Source organism: Glutamicibacter sp. AGC84, assembly GCF_053543575.1.
Window position 1 is genome coordinate 63,662 of record NZ_JBLVOC010000011.1, and the last position, 24,859, is coordinate 88,520.

Here is a 24,859-nt window from a genome sequence, read left to right on the forward strand (position 1 = left end):
TGACGCGGCGGCCCGTCGTGCTGCCGGCGGCTGGCCGGCGAAAGCTGCTAGGCCAGGCCCAGCGCGCCGGCGACCTCGACCACGTCGAAGGCCACCTTCTTCGGCGCAACTTCCGAGCCGTCGGCCTGCTTCAGGGCCCAGTCCGGGTCCTTCAGGCCGTGGCCGGTCACGGTGATCACGATCTTCTTGCCGGTCGGCGCAGTGCCGGCGGCGTGGTGCTTGAGCAGGCCGGCCACGCCGGCTGCCGAAGCTGGCTCCACGAAGACGCCTTCGCGGCTTGAAAGCCAGCGGTGGGCTTCGAGGATCTGCTCGTCGGTGACCGAGTCGATCTGCCCGCCGGACTCGTCGCGGGCGGCTTCGGCCTGTTCCCAGGATGCCGGATTGCCGATGCGGATGGCGGTGGCGATGGTATCCGGTTCGGTGATCGGGTGGCCGGCCACGATCGGGGCGGCCCCGGCGGCCTGGAAGCCCCACATGACCGGGGTCTTGGTGGAGACCGGCTCCAGTTCCTTGCCCGCTTCATTGGTCCACTTGGAGGAATACTCCTTGTAGCCCTTCCAGTACGCGGTGATGTTGCCCGCGTTGCCTACCGGCAGCAGGTGGTAATCCGGGGCGTCGCCCAGGAAGTCGACGATCTCGAAGGCGCCGGTCTTCTGGCCCTGGATGCGGGCCGGGTTCACCGAATTCACCAGGAACACCGGGTAGTTCTCGCTGAGCTTGCGCGCCACTTCCAGGCAGTTGTCGAAGTTGCCGTCGATCTGGATGATGTCCGCACCGTGGGCGATCGCCTGGGACATCTTGCCCATGGAGATCTTGCCATCGGGCACCAGCACCGCGCACTTCAGCCCGGCCTGGGTAGCGTAGGCGGCGGCCGAAGCGGAGGTGTTGCCGGTGGAGGCGCACACCACGGCCTTGGCGCCGGCAGCCACCGCGGCGGTCATCGCCATGGTCATGCCGCGGTCCTTGAAGGAACCGGTCGGGTTCATGCCCTCGACCTTCAGGTACACCTCGTTGCCGGTCAGCGCCGACAGCGCCGGGGCGTAGACCAGCGGGGTGCCGCCCTCGCCCAGGGTGATGACCTTGGTGTTTTCGTCTACTGGCAGGCGATCGGCATATTCGCGGATCACTCCGCGCCACTGGTGAGCCACGTTAATTTCCTTCAACTCGCATAACGGATAGAACAGAGTGCACCGCGTCCAGCGCGGTCAGCGCCTCGACGGTGCTGGCCAGGGCCGCTTCGGTGCCCTGGTGGGTCAGGATGCGCAGCTGCGCGCCGGCTTCGGCGTCCACCTGCTGGCTCATCGACTCGATGGAGACCCCGTGCTCGCCGAAGACGGTGGCGATGGCTGCCAGCACGCCGGACTGGTCCTTGACCGACAGGCCAATCCAGTAGCGGGTGTCGATGGCCTCGAAGTCCAGCATCCGTGGCGCCTGGTTGACCGAGCCGTTGGGCAGCGGGGCTCCGGCAGCGATCTGGCGGGCCACGGCAACGACGTCGCCCATGACCGCCGACGCGGTCGGGTTGCCGCCGGCTCCAGCCCCGTAGAACATCAGGTCGCCGGCGTTCTGCGCTTCGACGAACACGGCGTTGAACGCGCCATGCACGGTAGCCAGCGGGTGGCTGCGGCGCACCAGGGCCGGGTAGACGCGCACCGAAATCCCGGCTTCGGCCTGCTCGGCGATGGCCAGCAGCTTGATCACGTAGCCGGCGGCAGCCGCGGCCGCGACATCGGCGGCGCTGACTTCGGTGATGCCCTGGGTCCAGACCTGGTCCGAGGACACGGTGGTGTGGAAGGCCAGCGAGGCCAGGATCGCGGCCTTCGCGGCGGCATCGTGCCCGCCCACGTCGGCGGTTGGATCGGCTTCCGCATAGCCCAGCGCCTGGGCTTCGGCCAGCACGTCGTCGAACGCGGCACCGGTGGTGTCCATGGCGTCGAGGATGAAGTTGGTGGTGCCGTTGACGATGCCCATCACCTTGGTGATGTGGTCCCCGGCCAGCGAGTCCGCAATCGGGCGCAGGATCGGGATGGCCCCGGCCACCGCGGCCTCGTAGCGCAGCTGGGCGCCGTTGCCGGCAGCGATCGCGTTCAGTTCGGCGCCCTTGAGCGCAATCAGCGCCTTGTTGCCGGTGATGACGCTGGCACCCTTGGCAAGGGCGGCGGCGATGTATTCGCCGGCCGGCTCCATGCCGCCGAGCAGTTCGATGACCACATCGGCCTGGGCGATCAGCCCGTGGGCGTCGGTGGTGAAAAGCTCCTGGGGCAGCACTGCATCGCGCTTGGCATCCGGGTTGCGCACGGCAATGCCGATCAGTTGCAGGCCGGCGCCCGAGCGGGCAGCCAGTTCGTTTGCATCTTCCAGCAGGATCCGGGCCACCTGGGCTCCGACCGTGCCGCAACCCAGCAGGGCTACCTTCAGGTTCTTTTCGCCGCTCAATTAAACTCCCATGTCACGGGCCAACAAGTCTGTTTCCGTTTCCCTGCGCACGATCAGACGGGCTTGGCCATCGCGTACCGCTACCACCGCGGGGCGGGTGAGGTAGTTGTAGTTGCTCGACAGCGCCCAGCAGTAGGCGCCGGTGGCCGGAACGGCGATCAAATCGCCGGCCGCCACGTCATCGGGCAGGTAAACGTCCTTCACGACTATGTCACCTGACTCGCAATGTTTCCCAACTACACGAGAAATAATTGCGTCGTTTTGCGTCATACGGCTAGCCAGCACGGCGGTATATTGCGCGTCATAGAGCACCGGGCGCGGGTTGTCGCTCATCCCGCCGTCCACTGAAATGTAGCGGCGCGGGTGCAGGGCTCCGGCCTCGTCTTCCACCTGGACGTCCTTGCGCACGCCGGCCTCGTAGAGGGTGAAGGTGCTCGGGCCGGCGATGGCGCGGCCCGGCTCGATGGAAATGCGCGGGCATTCCAGCTCGAGTTCGGCGCAGGTCGCCGAGACCACTTCGGCCATCTGCCCGGCCAGCTTGGCCGGGGTGGAGGGGTGGTCCTCGGAGGTGTAGGCAATGCCGTAGCCGCCGCCCAGATCCAGCTCGGGCAGGGAAACACCATGAATCGAGCGGATCTTGGCCAGCAGGCCGAGCATGGTGCGGGCGACCATTGCGAAGCCTTCGGCCTCGAAGATCTGCGAGCCGATGTGGGTGTGCAGGCCCAGCAGGTTGATGTTCTGCGCCTCGATCGCCTGGGCGACCGCACGCAGCGCAGGAGAAGTGCCGGAGGCATCGTCCAGGATGGACAGCCCGAACTTCTGGTCCTCGTGCGCGGTGGCAATGGCCTCATGGGTGGAGGCGTGCACGCCGGGGGTAATGCGCAGCATGACCTGCGCGCTCTGGCCCATGGCGTCAGCGATCGAAATCACCCGGTCCAGCTCGTCCAGCGAGTCGATGACCAGGCGCCCGACGCCCATTTCGATGGCGCGGGTGATCTCAGCAGCCGACTTGTTGTTCCCGTGCAGCGAGAGGTTGGCAGCGGGCACCTTGGCGGCGTTGGCCACGGCCAGTTCGCCCCCGGAGCAGGTATCCAGGCGCAGGCCCTCGTCGGTCACCCAGCGGGCCACCTCGGTGCACAAGAATGCCTTGCCGGCGTAGTAGACGTCGACTCCCCCGCACAGCTGCCTGAACGCGTCGTCGAAGGCGGTCTTGAAACCCCGGGCGCGGGCGCGGAAGTCGTTCTCATCGAGCACGAACAGCGGGGTGCCGAACTCGGCGGCAAGCTGGGAGACGGGAAGGCCCTGGATGGACAGTTCGCCGCCAGCCTCGCGGGAAACCCCCGAAGCCCACTCGATCTGTCGAAGTGCGTTGATGTTTTCCGGGAATTGCAGCCATTGCGGGGCTAGCGGCGATACAGCCATAAGGTCTTACATCCTCTCTGGGGCGGAAACGCCCAGCAGTTCCAATCCATTTGCCAAAACGGTGGTGGCGGCGTCGTTCAGCCACAGGCGGGTGCCGTGCACCGGCGCGACCGCTTCACCTTCGCCCACCGGGGTGATGCGGGTTGCGGCGTACCACGAGTGGTAGGCGCCGGCGACCTGCTCCAGGTAACGGGCAATGCGGTGCGGTTCGCGGAATTCCGCGGCACCGGCAACCACCGACGGGAACTGGCCGAGCACGGCCAGCAGCTCGTTTTCGGTCGGGTCGGTCAGCAGCGCGGCATCGAAGCCGTCACGGGTCACGCCCTTGGCGGCGGCATTGCGGGCCGCGGCGCACGAACGGGCATGGGCGTACTGGACGTAGAACACCGGGTTGTCATTGGTGTTCTTCTTCAGCTGCTCGGGGTCCAGCGCGATCGGCGAATCAGCCGGGAAACGGGCCAGCGAGTAGCGCAGCGCGTCGGCGCCGATCCAGTTGATCAAATCGCGCAGCTCGATGATGTTGCCCGCGCGCTTGGACAGCTTGGCTCCGTTGACGGAGATCAGCTGGCCGATCAGCACCTCGATGTTCTTGTCCTTGTCATCTCCCGCGCAGGCGGCGATCGCCTTCAGGCGGTTGACGTAGCCGTGGTGGTCGGCGCCCAGCAGGTAGATCTTCTCTTCGAAGCCGCGGTCCTTCTTGGAGAGGTAGTAGGCTGCATCGGCGGCGAAGTAGGTCGGCTCGCCGTTGGCGCGGATCAGCACGCGGTCCTTGTCATCGCCGAAGTCGGTGGTGCGCAGCCAAACCGCGCCCTCCAGATCGAAGATGTGGCCCTGTTCACGCAGGCGTGCCACGGCGTCAGCCACCGCACCGCCCTCATGCAAGGTGGTTTCGGAGAAGAACACGTCGAAGCTGACGCCGAAGTCGGCCAGGGTGGACTTGATGTCTTCGAGCTGCGCCTTGTAGGCGGCGTCGCGCAGGGCAGGAATTGCTTCTGCTTCGTCCAGCTCGCGCAGCTGCGGGGCTTCGGCCAGGACCGCGTCGCCCAGTTCCTTGATGTATTCGCCCGGGTAGCCGCCCTCTGGCACTGGCAGGCCGTGGATGCGGTTGTACACCGAACGGGCGAAGACGTTCATCTGGTTGCCGGCATCGTTGATGTAGTACTCGCTGGTCACCGAAGCGCCCGAAGCGCGCAGCACACGGGAGATGGCATCTCCCAGCGCGGCCCAGCGGGTGTGGCCTATGTGCAGCGGGCCGGTGGGGTTCGCGGAAACGAATTCCATGTTGACCACGTGGCCGGCCAGGGCCTCGTTGCTGCCGTAGGCGGAACCCGCCTCGACGATGGTGCGGGCCAGCTCGCCGGCAGCGCCGGCTTCGAGGGTGATGTTCAGGAAGCCGGGACCTGCGATGTCCACGGCGCCGACTCCTGGGACCGAAGCAAGTCGGGTGGCCAGGATCTGGGCGAAGTCGCGCGGGGCCATGCCGGCCTTCTTGCCCAGCTGCAGCGCGATGTTGGTTGCCCAGTCGCCGTGTTCACGGCTTTTCGGGCGGTCCACGCGTACGGTCTCTGGCACCTCGACGGAGATTTCGCCGGCGGCTACGGCTTCGGTGAGGCATGCGGATATTGCTGCGGAGAGTTCTTCAGGAGTCACCGTTCAAGAATACCGGCAATTGCCGTGCTTCTTCAGCATTCATGACTTGCATCGCCTGTGAGACTGGCCCAACCCGGTGACTTTTGCAACACATGCGTGCCAAGGTGCTGGAATTGCGCAGATCAAGTGACGACCTGATAGTATTTTTCCTGTTGCCCAGCAACACGCCTCTGTAGCTCAGTGGATAGAGCGTCTGCCTCCGGAGCAGAAGGCCGAAGGTTCGATTCCTTTCAGGGGCACCACCTAAATTGCAGGTCCTGGTTACCAGGGCCTGCTATTTTTTTCGCTCTTCTTCTCACGCCGCAGCTCGCGCGAGGCCACGAATCTTCTCCGTTCAGCATTTTCTGGCAGCTTCCCCGTCGCCACAACCTTTAGCTTCGGCTAGGCCCTAAACTCGGATAAACCAACAAGCGCTTAAGGGCACCATGAAAAAAACCATTCTCATTACCGGAGCCAGCGACGGGATCGGGGCCGCATCGGCCCGAGAACTTTCACGACAGGGGCACCAGATTGTCGTTGTCGGTCGTTCGCAAACCAAAACCCAGGCCATCGCCCATGAGCTAGGCGCCAGCTATTTCGTGGCAGACTTCAGCCAGCTCGCACAGGTACGCGGCCTGGCCACGCAGTTGCTCCAGAAGTATCCCCGAATTGATGTGCTGGCTAATAATGCCGGCGGGATCAAGGCAGAGCGCGAACTGACCGTGGATGGATTCGAAAAGACTTTCCAAGTCAATCACCTCGCGCCCTTCCTGCTCACGAATCTGTTGTTGCAACGACTAATCGATTCGGGTGCCACGGTCATTCAGACCGCCAGCATGGCTGCGCGTCTCATGGCCAAATTCGACATTGCGGACCTACAGGGCGAAAACAGCTACTCACCGAGGGCCGCCTACGGCAATGCAAAGTTGGCGAACATTCTGTTCACCTCGGAATTACAGCGGCGCTTTGGCGGTTCCGGGATTAACGCCGTGGCGTTCCACCCCGGGATCGTTGGCACCAGTTTCGCCTCGGACTCCAAGGGGTTATTGAAGTTCCTTTACCACGGTCCGCTTAGGCGCTTCTTCACGGTCGACTCGAGCAAGGGTGCCGACCAGCTCGTCTGGCTTGCGGAGGCGAAGCCTGGCGTGCAATTCGAACCGGGCGCCTACTACGAGTCGGGAAAGATCGCATCGAAGGTCAACCCGCTGATCCATGATGAGGTACTAGCGAAGCAACTCTGGGACCGCTCGGCGACCTTGCTTCAAATCCAGAACTGCACATAGGGGATCTCGGAGTCGACCCGACCGGCCTATTCGGGAACTACTGCCGGCATGGACCGGGCTCGTCACCAATCCGAGATGGCGATACCCGCATCAAATTGCCCGCGGCCGCTAACTGCCCACCGCTTGATGGAAAGAGCGATACGCCATCCACTCGACACTGAATTCGCATCGCTGCCATTCAAGAGTTCCTCGGCAAACTACCCGAGCGAAAACGCGGGAAATCGAAGTACTCTCATGAACTCTTGATTTTATCCCGCTAAAAGATAATCTTGACACATGACGAAACGCCTCTTTGGAATCATTTCACTTGCTTCTGTGATTGCTTTGGCACTGTCTTCATGCAGCCCTTCGACTTCCCCTGAGACAGCGCTTGGAGAGATTCCTTCGTCAGATACGTCGGCCAGCACCTCGGAATCGCCAGATCCCCTAAAGAAGCATGCCGAATTCCTCGCCCAGAGCGAAGACTCCTTCCAGATTCTCAATGAAACTCATTCCGTGGGCTCGACCACTCTGCGCCTCGGGGATCTTCCCGGAGGATTTGATTCAGTTGGCTTCATAATTTCATGTGATGCAACGTCCCCTTGGGAGATTATCCTGCTAGGTGGATCAAAAACCGGTGCGAGTGGTTGCGATTCGAATTCAGAAATATATACGAGCCTTTCTACCCCGGCACATCAAATCAACACCAATGAGGTACAGCTCGAATTCAAAGTGCCGGTGGGAGTCTGGGTCACTGTTTATGCCACGAATGAAGAATAAACAGGCGTTTCCGATGTTTCATTTGGACACTAGGCGAAAAGCCTAAAGACATCGCGCGGCAGCTGACTGTCCGCGCTAATGATTCGGCGAAAGCCTAACCGGCATTGCCGAGAGGGAACCAAAGCTCCACTTGGAGCAATAGCCGGGGAAATTTCGCTTTGTATCGCGCTTACGAGATACCCGGATGCCAAGAATCCTGAATCACTAGAATTGCAAAGCTTAGGGATCAACCGTGGATGACTGGGATGCCGGATGCTCGGGCGCAGCAGGATACAGTTCCTCCGGTAGCCCTATAGTGAATCCTTCCTCACGGATACTATGGCCACCGACCCACAGTGAGTGCCGAGCATACTGGTTACCGTCAGTCAGGTGAACGGATACTGCGCTTCCAAACTGCTCTCCAACCACGACCGACACATTTTCAGGTGTAATGCCGTGGTTCTCTAGAATCTGCCGAGTCTGGCTGACCATCTCGTCATCCAGGTTTCCTCCTGGAAATGGCGAAGTAACCCGGCAAACTCCAGTGCGATCGCCAGCATACGCAGCAACTACCAATTCCGTGCCCGCCTGCTCTAACGAGCTGACGGGTTTGCGGCCATCGCAGGTTTCATCGGAGTATTTCCCAGTCAAAGAGCAACCCGACAGCAATCCAGTGATGAGAGCCAGACCGACGACTCCTGTCGCTGCAGCTATGTACGCGCTACGGGTTCTCAATAGTCCACCATTCGTTTCGCAGAAGGTGTTAATCCTAGGCAGGTTTATAGCAATGCATCTTTAACTGCATGAATATTTCTCAAATTCATATTGAGTATCGAAGATCAGCTGCATGAGTAAACCCATTAATGCCACCTACGATGCCAGAGCTGCGGCCGCGCATGTCGCGCTCTCTCATGAGCTAGCAGTTGAAACGGCAGAAATCGAGTCTTCTAGCATGCCGTACCTCGTGAACTAGGATCTTGACAGCGCAGGCAGGCCGACAGGTGTAGAACTGATCCATCCTGCTGGTCACTGCCCCAGCCATCTCCAGTCTGCTGATCGCCGGCAATGCACGTGCCGAGGGGGCTCTATCGCCGTTGCGGGTACCAATGGACAGGACAGCAAGTCATCGACCGGAGCTCGGGACGCGTCGAGCACCGCCTGCGCAAACCGCTGCCTTAAACCCGACAGGCCCCGCACCCATCGGGTGCGGAGCCTGCACGGATACTGGCCAGCTGCTACTGCAGCATGGTCTTGTCATCGAGCTGTGCGCCCTTGATCTTGCTGAATTCCTCCAGCAGGCCCTTGACGGTCATCTTGGACTTCTCTTCCTGGTCCAGGTCCAGGATGATCTGCCCGTCGTGCATCATGATCAGCCGGGTGCCCAGCTGCAACGCCTGTTCCATATTGTGCGTCACCATCAACGTGGTCAGCTGGTGGCGTTCGACAATTTCCTTGGTCAGGCGCGAGACCAGCGCGGCACGCTGCGGATCCAGGGCCGCGGTGTGCTCATCGAGCAGCAGGATCTTGGGCTTGGAGAAGGTGGCCATCAGCAAGCTCAGCGCCTGGCGCTGGCCGCCCGAGAGCAGGCCCACCTTGGTCTTCAAGCGGCCTTCCAAACCGAGTTCCAGGCTCTTGAGTTCCTCGACGAACAGCTCGCGCCGCTTGGAGCCTACGCCCAGGCCCAGGCCGCGGAAACGGCCGCGGGCGTAGGCCAGAGCCATGTTCTCCTCGATGGACATGGTCGGCGCAGTGCCGGCCATCGGGTCCTGGAATACCCGGCCGATGTACTTGGCGCGGGTGTAGTCGGCCATCCTGGTGACGTTCTTCCCCGCGATGGACACCGAACCGGCATCGGGCTGCAGCTTGCCTGCAACCATATTCAGCACGGTGGACTTGCCGGCGCCGTTGGAGCCGATGACGGTGACGAATTCACCGTCCGACAGGTTCAGGTTGATGTTGCGCAGCGCCTTGCGCTCGTTGACAGTTCCCGGGAAGAACGTGCGCGACAGGTTCTTGATTTCAAGCATTGGTGCGAACCTCTTCCTTGGTTTCAACTGCTGCTGGGGTGCGCTTGAAGTTCTTGATGATCTTCTGGAAGCCCTTCCACTTCGGCAGCAGCAGGGCGACGACGACGAGGACCGCGGAGATCAGCTTCATGTCGTTGACCTCCAGGCCTGCCGACAGGGCCATCTGGATCACCAGGCGGTAGATCACTGCGCCGAAGACCACCGCGATGGCGGCCAGCCAGATGTAACGCTGGGTGAAGATCGCCTGGCCGACGATGACCGAGGCCAGGCCGATCAGGATCAGGCCGATGCCCATGCCGATATCGGCGAAGCCCTGGTACTGGGCGATGACCGCACCGGACAGCGCCACCAGTCCGTTGGACAGCGCCAGGCCCAGGATCTTCTGGTTGTCGGTGCTCACGCCGAAGGAACGGATCATTTCCTGGTTGTCGCCGGTGGCCCGCATGGCCATGCCCAGCTCGGTGTGCAAGAACCAGACGATCGCTGCCACGAAGACCAGGCAGACGGCAAAGAGGATGGCCACCGACGCCCATGAGCCGAGCAGGCCCGAGACGCGCATCGGGCTGATCAGGGTCTCCTCCCCCAGCAAGGGGGTGTTGGCCTTGCCCATGATGCGCAGGTTGATCGAGTACAGCGCGATCATGGTCAGGATGCCGGCGAGCAGGCCGTCGATCTTGCCCTTGGTATGCAGCAGGCCGGTAATGACACCGGCAACCATGCCGGCGAAGAAGGCCAGCACGGTGGCCAGCCAGGGATTCATCCCGTTCACGATGCCCACCGAGGCGACGGCGGCACCGGTGGTGAAGCTGCCGTCGACAGTCAGGTCGGGAAAGTCCAGGATACGGAAGGTCAGATACACCCCGAGCGCCATGATGGCGTAAATCAGGCCGAGTTCAACCGCTGTGATCATGTGTGGATCCTTGAGTTGTAAGTTTTGCAGGTAATCACGACGAAAGGCGAGGCACCAGGTTATGCGCCTCGCCTTGCGTCGGTAAGTTGTTGCCGGGGCTTAGTAGACCTCTACGGCTTCGGACTTCATCTCGTCGGTGAATTCGATGCCTGCCTTCTTGGCGGCATCTTCATTCAGGTAGAGATCGACCTCGGAGATGGTCTCCACCGGCAGGGTTGCCGGCTCGGCCTCGCCCTTGAGCAGCTTCACGGCCATGGCAGCGGTCTGCGCGCCCAGCTTCTCGTAGTTGATGCCGTAGGTTGCGGTAGCGCCGCGCTTGACGGACTCGCCGTCAGCCGAAATGACCGGCACGCCGTTCTTCTCGGCAACCTGCAGCAGGCCTTCCAGGGCGGAAACGACAGCGTTGTCAGTCGGAACGTAGTACGCGTCGACATCCAGCGAGCTGGCGGCCTGCTGGACTTCGCTGGACGCCGAGACTGCGGCTTCTTCAATGGTCAGACCCAGGCCCTTGGCTGCTTCCTTGGCCATCTTCACCTGGACTGCGGAGTTGGCTTCACCCGAGGAGTAGACAATGCCGACCTTCTTGGCATCGGGCACCAGGTCCTTGAGCAACTGCAGCTGCTCGTCGACCGGGTTCATGTCCGACGTGCCGGTGACATTCGCGCCCGGAGCTTCATTGGAGGCGACCAGCTTGGCATCAACCGGGTCGGTCACAGCGGAGAAGAGCACCGGAACCTTGGTAATCGCCTGCGCCGCAGCCTGGGCCGATGGGGTAGCAATTGCCAGCACCAGGTCGATATCCGAATCAGCGGCGAGCTTGCCGGCAATCGAGGTGTTGGTAGCCTGATCGGTTTCGGCGTTGTTCTCGTCGTAGCTGATCTTCTCGCCGGTGTAGCCGGCTTCTTCCATGCCTGCCTTGAAGCCGGTGACCACTGCGTCCAGCGAAGGGTGCGAGACGAACTGGGAGATGCCGATCTTGACGGCCTCGTCGCCGCCCTCCGCGGTGCCCTGCTCGCCACTGCCGCCGCAGGCGGTCAGGGCCAGTGCGCCAGCTGCTGCGATGGCAGCGAATTTCATGGCGGTGAAGCTCTTCATTGAAGTTCCTTTCAAAGTTCCCTTGCGAGTGATTCCCACCGATAGCGCGGAAGCCTGGTTATGAAGCGCAACTGGTGCGCAGCATGCGGGAACCGTCCAGGCATCACATCGATGATTACCCCCGATCTTACATGTGAACGACCTCACCTTGCCTACAATCAAGGTCGATTCCTAGACGTTTGCATCTTGATACGGATTCTTGTGGACACAAATGCTCCGCCGGGAAGCAGAATCTGGAAGTTTTGTATTTACCGGCCCGAACTTGTCGACAATTGCTTGGACAATCTGAAAATTTGACTCATGGAGCAATGCGTCCGGGAGCACATTTCCTACCCCGAATCGGGCTTCGGCCCGGCGGCCACCACGAAAATGCGTGGCGCGAATAGAATGGGAACATCATGGCGCTCAGCATTACATATCCCGAAGCCCTTCCCGTTTCAGCCCGCCGCGAGGACATCCTCGCCGCGGTCCGCGAAAACCAGGTCGTGGTAATCGCCGGCGAAACCGGTTCGGGCAAGACCACCCAGCTTCCCAAGATGCTCATCGAGCTCGGCCTGGCCGAGAAGGGCATGATCGGGCACACCCAGCCGCGCCGCCTGGCCGCGCGCACCGTGGCCGAGCGCATCGCCGAGGAAATGGGCACCGAAATCGGCGAGGAAGTCGGCTTCCACGTGCGCTTCACCGGCGAGGTTTCGCGCAAGACCAAGCTGAAGGTGATGACCGACGGCATCCTGCTAGCCGAGATCAAGCGCGACAAGCTGCTCAAGAAATACTCGGCGATCATCATCGACGAGGCCCACGAGCGCAGCCTGAACATCGATTTCCTGCTGGGCTACCTCAAGCAGATCATGCCCAAGCGCCCCGAGCTGAAGATCATCATCACCTCCGCCACCATCGACCCGCAGCGCTTCGCCGAGCACTTCGGCAAGCCGCTGCCCGGCGGCGGCGTCGAGCCTGCCCCGATCCTGGAGGTTTCCGGGCGCACCTTCCCCGTCGAATTGCGCTACCGCCCGCTGCAGGCCGAGCTCGATGTCGACGCGGACGAGGCCGCGGAGAACACGCTGGAGGAAGAACGCGACCCACTGGATGCGGTCACCGACGCGGTCAAGGAACTGAGCGGCGAAGCGCCCGGGGACATCCTGATCTTCTTCTCCGGCGAGCGCGAAATCCGCGACGCGGCCGAAGCCTTGCGCGCCATGGTCACCGCCAATAAGCGCCTGCCGCGCTATGAGGTGCTCCCGCTGTTCGCCCGGCTGTCGCTGGCCGAGCAGCACCGGGTCTTCCACCCCGGTGGCGCCCCGCGCATCATCCTGGCCACCAACGTCGCCGAGACCTCGCTGACGGTGCCGGGCATCAAGTACGTGATCGATACCGGCACCGCCCGCATTTCGCGCTATTCGCACCGCACCAAGGTGCAGCGCCTGCCCATCGAGCGCGTTTCGCAGGCCAGCGCCAACCAGCGTTCGGGACGTTGCGGCCGCGTGTCGGAGGGCATCGCCATCCGCTTGTACTCGGAGCCCGACTACGAGGCGCGTCCGGAGTTCACCGACCCGGAAATCCTGCGCACCAACCTGGCCAGCGTGATCCTGCAGATGATCTCCATGGGCGTGGTCGCTTCGGCCGCCGAGGTGGCCAGCTTCCCGTTCGTCCAGCCGCCCGAAGCCAAGGCCATCACCGATGGCGTGAACCTGCTGCGCGAGCTCGGTGCGCTGGAGCAGGACAAGGCCGCGAAGCTGACCGAAACCGGCAGGGCGCTGGCGGTGCTGCCGCTGGATGTGCGCCTGGGCCGGATGATCGTCGAGTCCGCACAGCGCGGGGTCGCCAAGGAAGTGATGGTGCTGGCTGCCGGGCTGAGCATCCAGGATCCGCGCGAGCGTCCCAGCGAGGAAACCGGGCAGCGTGATCGTGCGGTGGAGCTGCATAAGCGCTTCGCCGATGACAAGTCCGACTTCATTGCATTGCTGAATTTGTGGGCCTACCTGCAGGAGCAGCAGAAGGACCTGTCCTCCTCCGCTTTCCGCCGGCTGTGCAAGAACGAGTTCATCAACTACCTGCGCGTGCGCGAGTGGCAGGACCTGTTCACCCAGCTGCGCCAGCTGGCCAAGCCGCTGGGCATCACCATGGCGGCCGCCCCGATCGACCCGGCGGCCAATGAGGACCAGGTGCACAAGTCGCTGCTGTCGGGCCTGCTGGGGCACATCGGGCTCTACGATGAGCGCAAGCGCGACTACCTGGGCGCGCGCGGCACCCGTTTTGCGATCTTCCCCGGCTCGGGCCTGTTCAAGAAGTCCCCGACCTGGGTGATGTCCGCCGAGCTGGTGGAAACCTCGCGGCTGTGGGCCCGCACCAACGCGGCCATCTCCCCCGAATGGGTGGAAGAGCTGGCTCCGCACCTGCTCAAGCGCACCCACTCCGAGCCGCACTGGTCCAAGCGCACCGGTTCGGTCATGGGCTACGAGAAGGTCACGCTTTTCGGCCTGCCGATCATCCCGCGCCGCCAGTTCCACTACTGGCGGGTGGATAAGGACCTGGCTCGCGAGCTGTTCATCCGCCACGCGCTGGTGGAGGGCGATTGGCGCACCCACCATAAGTTCTTCGCCAAGAACCGGGCGCTGCTCGAAGAAGTCGAAGAGCTCGAAACCCGCATGCGCCGCCATGACCTGCGCATTTCCGATGAAGACCTGTTCGCCTTCTACGATGCCCGGGTGGGCGCCGAGGTCTACTCGGAGCGCCACTTCGACCGCTGGTGGAAGAAGGCCCGCGCCACCGATCCCTCGCTGCTGGACTTCGACCCCGAGGCGCTGCTGGCCGAGTCCGATGCGGTTGACGAGGCCGCGTTCCCCACCACCTGGCAGCTGGGCAGCATCCACTTGCCGCTGTCCTACGAGTACAACCCGGCGGCCGCCCCAGGAGAAGGCGATGGCGTGTCGCTCACGGTCCCGGTGGTGTTCTTGAACCAGCTGGATCCCGCGCGCTTCGCCTGGCTGATTCCGGGGTTGCGCCACGAGCTGCTCACCGCGCTGATCCGTTCGATGCCCAAGGCCATCCGCAAGAACTTCGTGCCTGCCCCGGACGTGGCGGCCAAGGCGCTGGCCATGCTGGAGGCGGACTTCGATCCGGCGGCCGATGACCTGGCCGATTCCCTGGCCTTGGTGCTGCGCCGGCTGCGCGGCATGGTCGTCGAGCCTTCGGTCTTCGACTTCTCGACCCTGCCTGCGCACCTGCGCTTCGGCTTCACCGTCACCGATGCTTCGGGGAAGGCGCTGGGCAGCGGCGATGACCTGGCCGCGTTGCAGTACAAGTTCGCCGCGGCCAACCGCGCCGCGCTGGCCAGCGGGGTCAACTCCCCCGGTGCCGCCACCGGCAAGCCGGGCATGCCTGGCAAGCCTGCGGCCGCGTCGAAGGCGCAGTCCAAGAAGAAGGGTGCCGCGGCCACCGCAGCGGCGGCCACCGGCGCCTGGGACCAGAAGTCGCTGGATCATTGGCCGCAGCTGGAATCATCGGGCGATACCCTGGGCGATACGCTGCCTGCCAAGGTCACCACTACGGTGATGGGCCAGCAGATCACCGCCTATCCGGGGCTGATGGACACCGGCGAAAAGGTCGACCTGAGTGTTTTCCGCACCCAGGCCGAGCGCGATGCGGCGCACCGCACCGGTGTCATCCGGTTGCTGATGCTGCGCTTGCCGCCTGCCGGGAAGTTCGTGATTTCGCACCTGAAGAACGCTGAGAAGCTGGTGTTCACGCAGAACCCGCACGGGTCCATCGAGAAGCTGATCGCCGACTGCACCATGGCCGCGGTAGACCAGCTGGTGCCCGAGAAGCTGCCGATGAACCGCGCCGAATTCGAGGCGCTGTTCGAGACGGTGCGCGCCGAGCAGATCGACACGGTCTTCACAATCACCGCGATCGTGGCGAAGGTCTTCGGCTCCTCGACCCGGATCAACAAGGATCTGAAGAGCACCAACTCCCTGGCGATGTTCGCGGCAGTCACCGATATCCGCTCGCAGCTCGAGCAGCTGATCTATCCGGGCTTCATCGCGGCCACCGGGGCAGCGAACCTGATGCGCCTGCCGCGCTACGTGCAGGGCATCGAGAAGCGCTTGGAGAAGCTGCGCGCAGGTGCGGTCACCCGTGATTCCCAGGCCCTGGTCGTGATCCAGAAGCTGGAAGACGAATACGATACCGCCCTGGATCGGGTTCCGCCCGGAGCCCGGGTGCCGGCGGACTTGGCCCAGGTGAAGTGGATGCTGGAGGAAATGCGCATTTCGCTGTTCGCCCAGGAGCTGGGCACCGCCTATTCGGTCAGCGAAAAGCGCATCCGCAAGGCGATCAAGGATTCGCTGGCGCAGCTATAGCGGCCAGCTGAGGATCCCAACGTAGACGGCGGTGCCGCCCAGCACGCTGAGCACCGCATTGGACTTGAGCAGGTGCAGCACCACGGTGGCCGCCAGGGCGGTGGCCACCGGCCACGCCACGGCCGGATCCGCAATGCCGGCAGGCACCGTGGAAGCAACCAGCACCACCATGATTCCCAAGGGCATGCGCAGCGCCAGGTAGTTGATGAACGCGTTGCTGCGCAATTTGGCGATGAAGGCGAAGGGCAAGGCGCGCAGCCCGAAGGTCACTGCGGTGCTCAGCGCGATGGCCGAGAAGAGGTAGAGGCTATCGGGCATCGGCTGCTTCTCTCGCCTGCTGCCCGCCGGCCTGCTGAGCGGTGCCGGTGCGCCGGCGCAGCAGGTAGGCCACCAGCCTTCTAACCAGATACCAAGGTCAGGCCCCAGCTTTGTAGGCAAGTGGCTAAGGCGGCGAACTGTAGAATTTCGTAGCAGATACAGCTGGAGAACGATAGAACCATCCTGGGGAGACAGTGAACGAACCCATAAAGCACCACTACGTGCCTCAATTCCTGCTTCGCAATTTCGCGGATTCAAAAGAGAAACTGTCTGTCCACCGGATTGCAGATGATAAAAACTTTACGTCTGTAGTTTTAAAGACAGGGCAAATCACCGATGGCCATACTCTGTATGGTGATCATTTCGGCCCGTCTGGACGAGACAGAGTGACGTTGGAATCAGCCATGAGTGCTCTAGAAGGCGAAGCCGCAACAGCAATTAGGGATATTGCGGATTCCAAAGCACTAGAGGTCACAGGCGAGCAGAAGCTAGCGATTTGTTGGCTTGTAGGGCTACAGATTCGCCGTAACCGATTCCAACTTGGATATATTGCAAGTGAAGTTCGGAAGCAAAGCATGGATCACATGTCCGACAAGGACTTCCAAACTGGAATGCTCGTTGCGGCCCTGTTCTCATTTCTGGAGGGATGGAAGAATAGGAATAACCCCCTCGCAAGACCGAAAGAAAAATGGAATCCCTTCGCTGGCTATGTCCATGAATTTCGTTGGGACATAGTGAGGTATCAAAAACCTAGTCTCGTCGTTTCAGACACTTTTGCCGCCCAGAGTGGGATCCGGCATGAAATCCGCAAGGACTACAGTCCGACCCATCAACGCTGGGGACAGCACGGTTTCATTGTCCCCCTCGGAAAATGCGAGCGAATCACGATTCCGCTCAGCCCAACCGTGGGTCTCTACCTGCACCGCTCTGAGGATCGCAAGAGACTTAAGGCTGATGATTTCAATCGATACACAGTGTACTCATCCCGAGATTTCGTTGCACACCATGTTGATTGGAACAGTTCTAATGCCCATCTTTACAAGTTGATGACTGAACACCTTTGGATGCAACGGATTCTCAGACAGACTATGCCTGACTCTTTCTAAAAGGCGTCATTGACCTCTAGCCGCCAGCTTCCCTACCTGGACCGTACCGCAGTTATACCGTTAAAAAATCCGTGCGCGGTAGTGGTAAGCAACGCCCGCGGCCATTATCCAACGGCCTTTAGAGGAGAAAAGCCAGCCCTGGCTACGGAATCCACACAACGGGGCGGGCAGTTCCCGCTCGACGTCGGAGAGAACGATGGAAGGGAGTCTTACCTCTTCCGGCGACCCATACATACCCAGTTGCCTGGCAACGTAAGGATGCGGGCGCTTGCTGTGCGGCCGGTAATTTCAAACATGCGGTTCCTCCGATGATACTTGCGGACCTACGGAAACAATCATCCGGAGTTGTGAGAAATGTTGTGCATAAACTGTCGTCTCTGTCGACGTCCGTGAGAGTCTGACGAAGAAATGTATATTCCGCATCAGCACAGATAGATTCAGTTGCATAACTAGCTGTAGCTAGGCTGCTGAGAGGGAACACATTGTCAAAGAGACGTAGTGAGTCATCATCGGACCCATCGCCAGAAACAGCTGGCAACGCTGTTCCGGCACAATTAAGCTGGCGTACACTTCAAGACCTATCTCCCCGTTACGTTCCCTCGCTGCATTCAAGCTACCTACGTGCACTTTTGGAAGGCGTCGAATCACGGCGCGCAACGAATATTGCACTTTCAGGGCCTTACGGTGCAGGTAAGAGTAGTGTCTTGGAAGGTCTAGCGAGCCGCTACCCTGAGCAGACAGTCCAGGTGTCGCTGGCGACCGTGCGATCTGCGTATGCAGGCACTACCGAAAAGCCAGCTCCTGATGTTTCTGTGAACGACTTGCAGAAAGAGATCGTCAAGCAGATTCTCTACGTCCTTGATCCTGCAAAGACTCCAGCTTCTCGCTTTGCACGGACGAGTAAATTCCGTTGGTTCAAGAGCAGTGGCATGGCGCTTCTAGCAGGAGCTGTTGGGGTAGCCGTGCAATGGGCAATCACACTCGCTGTGGCATTGATCAAGCAGGATACGACACTGACTTGGCGTCCTGACATCTATGTCCCCACCTTCATTTGTGTTGCCATGGTCACCCTCCTTCTCCTGAGAGTCACAAACGGTCGATTGCGCATAAGCGATCTTTCGGCAGGCTCTGCCAAGCTCACACTCGCCGACAAAGACGGCAGCTATTTCGACGACTACCTTGACGAGATCGTCTACTTCTTTCAAGTGTCGAAAACGCGCATCCTCATTCTTGAAGATATGGATCGATTCAACAATGTCGAAGTCTTTGAAGATCTTCGTGCGCTTAATGTGTTGCTCAACCATTCAGCACAGCTGAATAATAAACGACGTCGCGGAAAATTTGGGGTATTTTGGGATCGGCTATTGAGACGCCGTCCCTGGAAAGAAAATAAGCTCGATCTTGAAGGATTGGAAGGGCTAGAACCGGTACCTTCTGGTTTTTATGAGGGGCCGATCGTCTTCGTCTATGCCATCCGCGATTCCCTGTTTGCGAATACTGTAGAAGCTACTGACGACGTAAAGCATGACGCGTTTGCGCGAACAAAGTTCTTTGACTTGATCATCCCTGTCGTCCCGTTCGTTACTGAGCAAAACGCGAGAGGTGCACTCAAATCAGAGCTCGAATTACTCGTTGGTTCCTCTGAGGAGGAGTCTGCGGGCAGTCAGGCGCGTCCTACTGATGATCTAGTACGTCAGATTGCGCAGTACTTTCCTGACCAGCGACAGATCCGCAATATACGTAACGAGTTCGCGATGTACCGGGACCGGCTCTTGCAACCGGGAAACCACCCTGAAGAACTCACACCTGACAGGCTTCTCGCACTCGTTCTCTATAAGAATCTCGAAGTTGCGGACTTTGAACGGATTCGATTGGGCAAGAGCAAACTCCATGCGGTTCAAACTCTTGGAAATGCCTTGATTGAGGAGAACCTGGCACGTATTAATCTTCGGCTTAGTCACCCATCTGAAGAAGCCCAACGTGCCCAGGCTGCTGCGTTGGCCGAGCGTTTAGCCAAGAGGGGCGGAGCCTTAGGAATAACGTTTGTTAACGTTGTTCAGGGTAACGGCTACAGGCATACGACTTACCCGCCAAAGTCAGCCAAAGAACTCAGTTCTATCGACCTATGGAGACGTGTCGCTGCTGGCGAGGGAATTCACATCAACAATGGAAGTACGTTGAATCGTGACCAACTCGAAACTGCATTCGACGTGTTGTTGGACTTCGCAGAGAAGACGGCTGTACCGCTCACGTGTGAGGAGCGGACGAGACTGGAAAGGGACCGTGAGGAGTTGGAAGCTGCTACGTGGCGGCGGCTCTGGGATCTTCCGCGGTTTACGCTTAGATCCGATTCAGTCCCATGGGACAAAACCGAAGCTGCCGTAAACAAAGACGACTTTTCCAATGGGCCCCTATCTTTCGCGCAGATGGTTCGCGTCGCCCTTGGGGAAGGACTAACATCAGAGCTCATTGCTGATGGGCAACTTACGAAGAACTTCGCGCTCCTCAGCGCCCACTTCGACCCTCAGTTCCTTGGTGTAGGGGCACAAAACTTCATCCAGACCTCCATAGGGAGTCCGCGCCGCTCTCCGTTAGCACCTGTGTCTGCTCAAGCTATTCGAGAAATCATTCGAGACCGTACACCGCTGGTACTTGAACGCGCAGGTATGGTCAATATCCATGTCCTACACCATCTGCTACTCGAAGCTCCTAAGGAAACGCATCGAGTGATTAACCAGTTGCGGAGCTGGACACCAGATGACGCTACTTTCATCCGCGACTACTTCACCCGATACGGAACCGACACGAATCTTGTTGCGCTGAAAGAAGCTATCGCGTACCTTGCTGGACTAACAAGCGAGATGATTCCAGCCATCGTGAACGACGAATCGCTCGCTGAAGACCGAAAGATCGCACTGTTCGATAGCGCACTCGGACAAGTCCAGGAGGAGGACTTTTCGGATTCTGTCGCAGGGAACGAGCAAGTGCGACGTTTCGCGCAGCAAAACCACGACGGATTGAATTGCTTGACGCAAAATGACTCCGTCAGCGTCGCAGGAGCCATGCGCTTGGCAGAGCTGCAAGTCAAGATCGACGACCTTAGTCGGCTTTCAACTCCAGCCCGCGCCATTTTTGTTGAACGTGGGCTATTCTCAATGACAGCTTCGAATCTCAGAGCCGTTACTGGGGCTGAAAAGACGGCTTGGGTGACCCTGGAAAGGCTGACTTTGGTTCCTACTGCCTATAGGTCGATCTTGCCAAGAATAGAGGAGTACCTTGGACTACTTGAGCGTCTCAGGAAAGATGAAAACGCGGTGGAGCTTTTTACTGTAGAGAACGCTTCAGCGCTGGCAAAGGTCCTGAGCGACCTGGAGAGTACTTTAGGTGAAGATTCGCTACCTGTGCTCCGCCGAGTAGCATTCTTTGCTTCGGCATCGGTCAATGTCCCGGACATCGCAAGCTGTTCTACCACCATTCAGGAAGCGTTACTTCTCGAACATCGCGTAGCCATCAGTACCGGTAACCTGTTGGCTCGGTTGCAGTCGAGCGAAAACCTCTCCGAAGGGGTTGCGACAGCGCTTCATGATCAGCCGACGATCGAGATCAGTGATGACTTAGATCTTTCCAAGTTCGTGGCAGCTGCGCTTGCCTCAACCAAGCAATATCCGACGTTGTTGACTAGTGAAGTTATGATCTCGGTCCTTGAGCATCTGCGTGAGCAGTTCGAGTTTCCAGTTGAAGCACTACTAGAAACCGCATCGGGCGTTGCGGTTCAAATCATCAACGACGAATGGGCAGATCTCACGGTACTCCGTGCTGTCTCAGATAGCTCGCTTGATTGGAGCGTCCGAGAAGCCATGCTCGCGGGAGAACCGGTCCCAAATGATGCGGAAGTTGGAACGCTGGTTGGTCCTCAAGACCTAGCCGTCTTCCTAAACTGCCAATCAATTAAAATCGAAGTGCGAACATTCGTGAAGTACCACCTTCAGGGCCTCCTTACTGCGCCGCGTGCTACTCAGAACGCTGAAACCATCGTGGAATTTTTCAACGATCATAACCTCGGTCTAGAACTCAAATACATTCACGAACTCGCAATTGCTGGTGCTTCACGAACTGGCTTGCTTTCACTATTAGTGAGGAATCCGGCGCGAGTAACTTTCTCGGCGGATCCAGTAACGACCCTCAAATGTCTAGGTGGCGAATACGCTGCGATCACTAACAAGATCGGGCCGTCACCCAAGTTTGCTCCCACTCCGGAGAACGACGCATTTCTCGAGATGCTGGCAGAATTTGGTTTGCTGAGGCGCCTTGCACCTACGCAAGACGGAATGCTGAGCATTAGACGTATCGGTCAATAGGTCGAGGCTCCCCACACAAAAGATGTTGTTGTCCCTTTCGCTGGGCTCAAAAACTATTTTGTCCACACGGAGCCAAGGACTTGCACTTCGCTCCAGATGGGTCCGCCGTCAAGTTCCGTTGTCATGCGGACTTCCAGCCTCCTGCGCACACGCTCTGAACCGTCAGCTTCGTCGCACGCGATCACCAGCGCATCATGAGCTGGGAGCCACAACCGTGCTGTCGGGAGATTCTGATCCAAGCATCGTCAATGTCCAGAGCCGTTTCTACAAATAAGTCGCCTGTAGACAGGAGATCGGTCAATTTTCCAGTGAAAAAATCGAGACTGCACGCAGTCTAGATGAGAGCCCACCGTTCTTCCATACCGGTCGGGGCGACCGCTTCGCTGATCATCTGCCGGAAGAAAGCCACTTGACCGGAGGGGCGCATGGGCAACTGGTGCCATTCCGATCAGTGCCATAGCTTCGCCGCTGAAGGTTTGGCGGCGTCAAAGCCGAGCTTGTAACGGACTGTACCTAGCTTGCCTGACCGCGTAGACGGCCTGTTGTGGTCTGCGTAGCGCCCGTTTCGCGCTTGAAGTCGCCGTATCCCTATCCTGCCAACGCCAAGCCTGCTCGACGTCCATCCTGGTCCATGCTACGTCAGAGCGGTCATCCGTGAAGAATCCGCAGGTCCGGCGAGCGGTTTCCGCCGCCAAGAACTTCGCCGTAGCTGCGGGTGTGGCGATCACCTGCACGTCATCTTCGTAGATGATGGTGCCCGGAGCACTGCTTTCCAGCTTCTCCCAGCCGATCAGGTGCGCGTCGAGCAACCGCAAATACGGCTCGACGCGCTCCAGCAGGTGCTGCGCGCTGCCCTTGAACCACGCCACGGCCCCGGGGTTGACCGCATGATCGTAGATTGCCCGATGGGTGCGGCTCGGGTTCGGATAGGCAGCGTCGTACCAGTCATTGCCCGCACGCCAGATGGCGTGTTCGGCGGCGCTCAGCTTCCCGCCGTGCCCCAGGGAATTGGCCAGCGCGAAAATCCCCAGGTGCACGCCGCGGTGATTGGGCTCGGTGCCCTGGTAGCGGATGAATTGCACCGGCTAGGCCTCGGGCACGAATTCCCCGTGGCCATCTTCGCGCAGGCCCGCGCGAAGCGCTTGCGCGTTCTTGTCCATGGCCGCCGGATCCGGGTTATCGGCCGCATTGGACAGGTCGAAGTCCGCCAGCGAGTTGGTCGGCCAGACATGCACATGCAGGTGCGGCACCTCGAATCCGGCGATCATCAGGCCCGCGCGCTGCGCGGAGAACACGCGCTTCTGGGTGCGCCCGATCTTGGCCGCGACCAGGGTCAGATGCGCAACCAGCTCGTCGGAGGCATCGGTGAACTCGTCGATTTCCTCGCGCGGAACCACCAGTGCGTGCCCGTCGGAGAGCGGCCCGATGGACAAGAACGCCACGCAGGTTTCGTCCTCCCACACGAAGCGGCCCGGGATCTGCCCGTTGATGATCTTGGTGAACAGCGTACTCATTGCTGCCTTTCTTGCTCGATGGCTGAATTCTAGTGGCGGTGCTTCTCGTCGCTCGTGGCGACCGGCGCATCCGGGTAGGAGCAGTATTCGGACCAGCTGCCGGGGAAGAGCCCCAGCGGGATCCCGGCACTTGCCGCGGCCAATACCTGGTGCGCCGCGGTGATCCCCGAACCGCAGTAGGCGGCCGACCCCGGCCTGTGGGCACCCAGCGTCACGAAGCTGGAATGCAGCACCTCCGGCGCCCGGAAACGCATCTGCGCGTCGAGGTTGTCAGTGGTGGGACGGTTCAGCGCACCGGGAATATGCCCGGCCACCGGGTCGATGGGCTCCTCGATGCCCAGGTAGCGCGCGGTGGCCCGCGAGTCGATCAGCGTGCCGGGCAAGGTGTCCAGCTCCTCGTACTCCACCACCGGCATCCGGCCCCACGACAGCGAAACGCTGCCCTTGGCGGCCTGCTCGTAGCCCAGCGCCAGCTCTCCGCCGGCGTCCGTCCAGGCCCCGAGCCCGCCGTCGAGCACCTGCACTCGGTCGAATCCGGCATGGCGCAGCAGCCACCAGGCCCGGGCCGCGGCGAGGGCTCCGGAGTTGTCGTACGCCACCACGTGGCTCTGGGCGTTGATGCCCCAGCCGCGCGCGGCCTGCTCGAAGTCCGCCGGCAAAGGCAGCGGGTGGCGGCCGGTATGCTCGCCCGGCGCACCGGAAAGCTCTTTTTCCAGGTCAGCGAACACCGCGCCGGGGATATGCCCGGCAGCGTAGCTCTGCGCCCCGTCGTCGCGGCCCAGGACCCACCGCACATCGAGCAGCACCGGCTGGCGCCCGGCGTCCAGGATTTCGCGAAGCTGCGCGGCGCTTATCAAGGGGTTCATTCGTTGGTGCCTCCCAGCAACTCGTCGAGATGATGTTCGATTCCAGGTTCCAAGCGCACATAGCTGCATCCTGCCCGCTGGGCGATCGCGCCGAGCTGGCGATCGAAAAGCCCCAGCCCGTTGGCGTTGAGCAGCCCGTCGTGGATCGGCATCCAGCACTTAGCATCCACGGCCACCGCGAAGTCGGCAGCCTCGGCCATCTTGCCCCACGGGGCCATCACCGGCAGCAGCAGCACATCCGGCTGCGCCCCCACCGGCACCTGGTAGCTGTCGCCCGGGTGGAAGACCTCCAGCTGGCCTACCGCGCGGTCCCCCAGGAGGTAGCCCACGTTGGCAACCACTGCAATGGAATGGTGGATGGTGGCGTGGGTGCCGCCGAAAGTCCGTACGCGAATGCCGCCGACAATGAAGTCGGCCCCGGCTCGCACCGTCACCACCTGGGATTGGGCCGCTGGCGGCAGCTGGTCGCGCATTGCCTGCGCCAGCGCGGCCGGCGCGTAGAGCTCCAGGATGGAATTCGCCTCCAGCGCGGCGGCAATGGCCGGCTGGTCGGCATGGTCAGCATGCTCATGGGTGACCAGCACGGCATTGATGCCGTCGAACGCGTCGTCAAGCTGCGAAAATCCGCCCGGATCCAGCAAGACCTTGCCGTCGATCGTGCTCGCTTCCAAGGAGGAATGGCCCCTAAGTTTGATGCGCATATCCTTAGCGTAGGCTCAGCGCCCCGCCCATGCCAGAGCCAGACACGCATTGCAACGCAAAGTTGGCTAAAATTGAGGGAAACCGCAGGTGATTGGCC

Annotated in this window: 17 protein-coding genes and 1 tRNA gene; 6 read left to right on the forward strand and 12 right to left on the reverse strand. The window is 60.8% G+C overall.

The genetic code is table 11. The features are described 5' to 3' along the window. Positions 1 to 47: 47 nt before the first annotated feature. Genes thrC through argS form a run of 4 tightly spaced genes read right to left on the reverse strand, consistent with a single transcriptional unit; the run spans position 48 to position 5,508 of the window. The gene (gene thrC / locus ACNPN0_RS07190) at positions 48 to 1,148 is read right to left on the reverse strand and encodes a threonine synthase (RefSeq protein WP_448938262.1); all 1,101 of its coding nucleotides are present in this window, start codon (positions 1,146 to 1,148) and stop codon (positions 48 to 50) included. 1 nt (position 1,149) lies between these two features. After that, on the reverse strand, positions 1,150 to 2,436 hold the full coding sequence (locus ACNPN0_RS07195; RefSeq protein ID WP_105662581.1) for a homoserine dehydrogenase: 1,287 nt from the start codon (positions 2,434 to 2,436) through the stop codon (positions 1,150 to 1,152). Further along, positions 2,437 to 3,858: a diaminopimelate decarboxylase gene (gene lysA / locus ACNPN0_RS07200; protein WP_133834471.1), complete on the reverse strand. Its 1,422-nt coding sequence runs from the start codon at positions 3,856 to 3,858 to the stop codon at positions 2,437 to 2,439. A gap of 6 nt (positions 3,859 to 3,864) precedes the next feature. Further along, positions 3,865 to 5,508, reverse strand: coding sequence for an arginine--tRNA ligase (gene argS, locus ACNPN0_RS07205; RefSeq protein WP_105662579.1), 1,644 nt, complete (start codon positions 5,506 to 5,508; stop codon positions 3,865 to 3,867). Between the two features lie 166 nt (positions 5,509 to 5,674). Here argS and ACNPN0_RS07210 point away from each other — a divergent pair. The 3 genes from ACNPN0_RS07210 (at position 5,675) to ACNPN0_RS07220 (ending at position 7,529) form a co-directional block, all read left to right on the forward strand. Next, positions 5,675 to 5,750, forward strand: a tRNA-Arg gene (locus ACNPN0_RS07210). A gap of 183 nt (positions 5,751 to 5,933) precedes the next feature. Continuing rightward, complete coding sequence (locus tag ACNPN0_RS07215) at positions 5,934 to 6,770, forward strand: SDR family NAD(P)-dependent oxidoreductase (RefSeq protein WP_133834472.1); 837 nt, start codon at positions 5,934 to 5,936, stop codon at positions 6,768 to 6,770. A 276-nt stretch (positions 6,771 to 7,046) separates the two neighbouring features. After that, the gene (locus ACNPN0_RS07220; protein ID WP_332487234.1) at positions 7,047 to 7,529 is read left to right on the forward strand and encodes a hypothetical protein; all 483 of its coding nucleotides are present in this window, start codon (positions 7,047 to 7,049) and stop codon (positions 7,527 to 7,529) included. A 1,214-nt stretch (positions 7,530 to 8,743) separates the two neighbouring features. On the opposite strand, the gene ACNPN0_RS07225 is transcribed toward ACNPN0_RS07220, so the two are convergent. The 3 genes from ACNPN0_RS07225 to ACNPN0_RS07235 form a co-directional block, all read right to left on the reverse strand. Further along, complete coding sequence (locus ACNPN0_RS07225; protein WP_133834474.1) at positions 8,744 to 9,535, reverse strand: ABC transporter ATP-binding protein; 792 nt, start codon at positions 9,533 to 9,535, stop codon at positions 8,744 to 8,746. Further along, entirely contained in the window at positions 9,528 to 10,445 is a 918-nt protein-coding gene (locus ACNPN0_RS07230) for an ABC transporter permease (protein ID WP_105658396.1), read from the reverse strand. Before ACNPN0_RS07230 ends, ACNPN0_RS07225 begins: the two co-directional genes overlap by 8 nt. Positions 10,446 to 10,544: 99 nt before the next feature. After that, the gene (locus ACNPN0_RS07235) at positions 10,545 to 11,540 is read right to left on the reverse strand and encodes an ABC transporter substrate-binding protein (RefSeq protein WP_105658395.1); all 996 of its coding nucleotides are present in this window, start codon (positions 11,538 to 11,540) and stop codon (positions 10,545 to 10,547) included. Between the two features lie 398 nt (positions 11,541 to 11,938). On the opposite strand from ACNPN0_RS07235, the gene hrpA reads away from it, so the two are divergent. Next, on the forward strand, positions 11,939 to 15,898 hold the full coding sequence (gene hrpA, locus ACNPN0_RS07240; RefSeq protein WP_448938263.1) for an ATP-dependent RNA helicase HrpA: 3,960 nt from the start codon (positions 11,939 to 11,941) through the stop codon (positions 15,896 to 15,898). Here hrpA and ACNPN0_RS07245 read toward each other — a convergent pair. Then, positions 15,893 to 16,216 carry a branched-chain amino acid transporter permease gene (locus tag ACNPN0_RS07245; protein WP_105658393.1) on the reverse strand — a complete coding sequence of 108 codons (324 nt, stop codon included), beginning with the start codon at positions 16,214 to 16,216 and terminating at the stop codon, positions 15,893 to 15,895. The two genes, hrpA and ACNPN0_RS07245, sit on opposite strands and share 6 nt — an antisense overlap. A gap of 194 nt (positions 16,217 to 16,410) precedes the next feature. Between ACNPN0_RS07245 and ACNPN0_RS07250 the strand changes: the two genes are divergently transcribed. After that, the gene (locus tag ACNPN0_RS07250) at positions 16,411 to 17,322 is read left to right on the forward strand and encodes a DUF4238 domain-containing protein (RefSeq protein ID WP_448938264.1); all 912 of its coding nucleotides are present in this window, start codon (positions 16,411 to 16,413) and stop codon (positions 17,320 to 17,322) included. Between the two features lie 482 nt (positions 17,323 to 17,804). Then, entirely contained in the window at positions 17,805 to 21,680 is a 3,876-nt protein-coding gene (locus tag ACNPN0_RS07255) for a YobI family P-loop NTPase (RefSeq protein ID WP_448938265.1), read from the forward strand. 485 nt (positions 21,681 to 22,165) lie between these two features. On the opposite strand, the gene ACNPN0_RS07260 is transcribed toward ACNPN0_RS07255, so the two are convergent. Genes ACNPN0_RS07260 through ACNPN0_RS07275 form a run of 4 tightly spaced genes read right to left on the reverse strand, consistent with a single transcriptional unit; the run spans position 22,166 to position 24,761 of the window. After that, positions 22,166 to 22,762, reverse strand: coding sequence for a hypothetical protein (locus tag ACNPN0_RS07260; protein ID WP_448938266.1), 597 nt, complete (start codon positions 22,760 to 22,762; stop codon positions 22,166 to 22,168). 3 nt (positions 22,763 to 22,765) lie between these two features. Next, complete coding sequence (locus ACNPN0_RS07265) at positions 22,766 to 23,194, reverse strand: HIT family protein (protein WP_105658389.1); 429 nt, start codon at positions 23,192 to 23,194, stop codon at positions 22,766 to 22,768. A 29-nt stretch (positions 23,195 to 23,223) separates the two neighbouring features. Further along, entirely contained in the window at positions 23,224 to 24,060 is an 837-nt protein-coding gene (locus ACNPN0_RS07270; RefSeq protein WP_448938267.1) for a sulfurtransferase, read from the reverse strand. Beyond that, on the reverse strand, positions 24,057 to 24,761 hold the full coding sequence (locus tag ACNPN0_RS07275) for an MBL fold metallo-hydrolase (RefSeq protein ID WP_448938268.1): 705 nt from the start codon (positions 24,759 to 24,761) through the stop codon (positions 24,057 to 24,059). Before ACNPN0_RS07275 ends, ACNPN0_RS07270 begins: the two co-directional genes overlap by 4 nt. Positions 24,762 to 24,859: the final 98 nt, after the last annotated feature.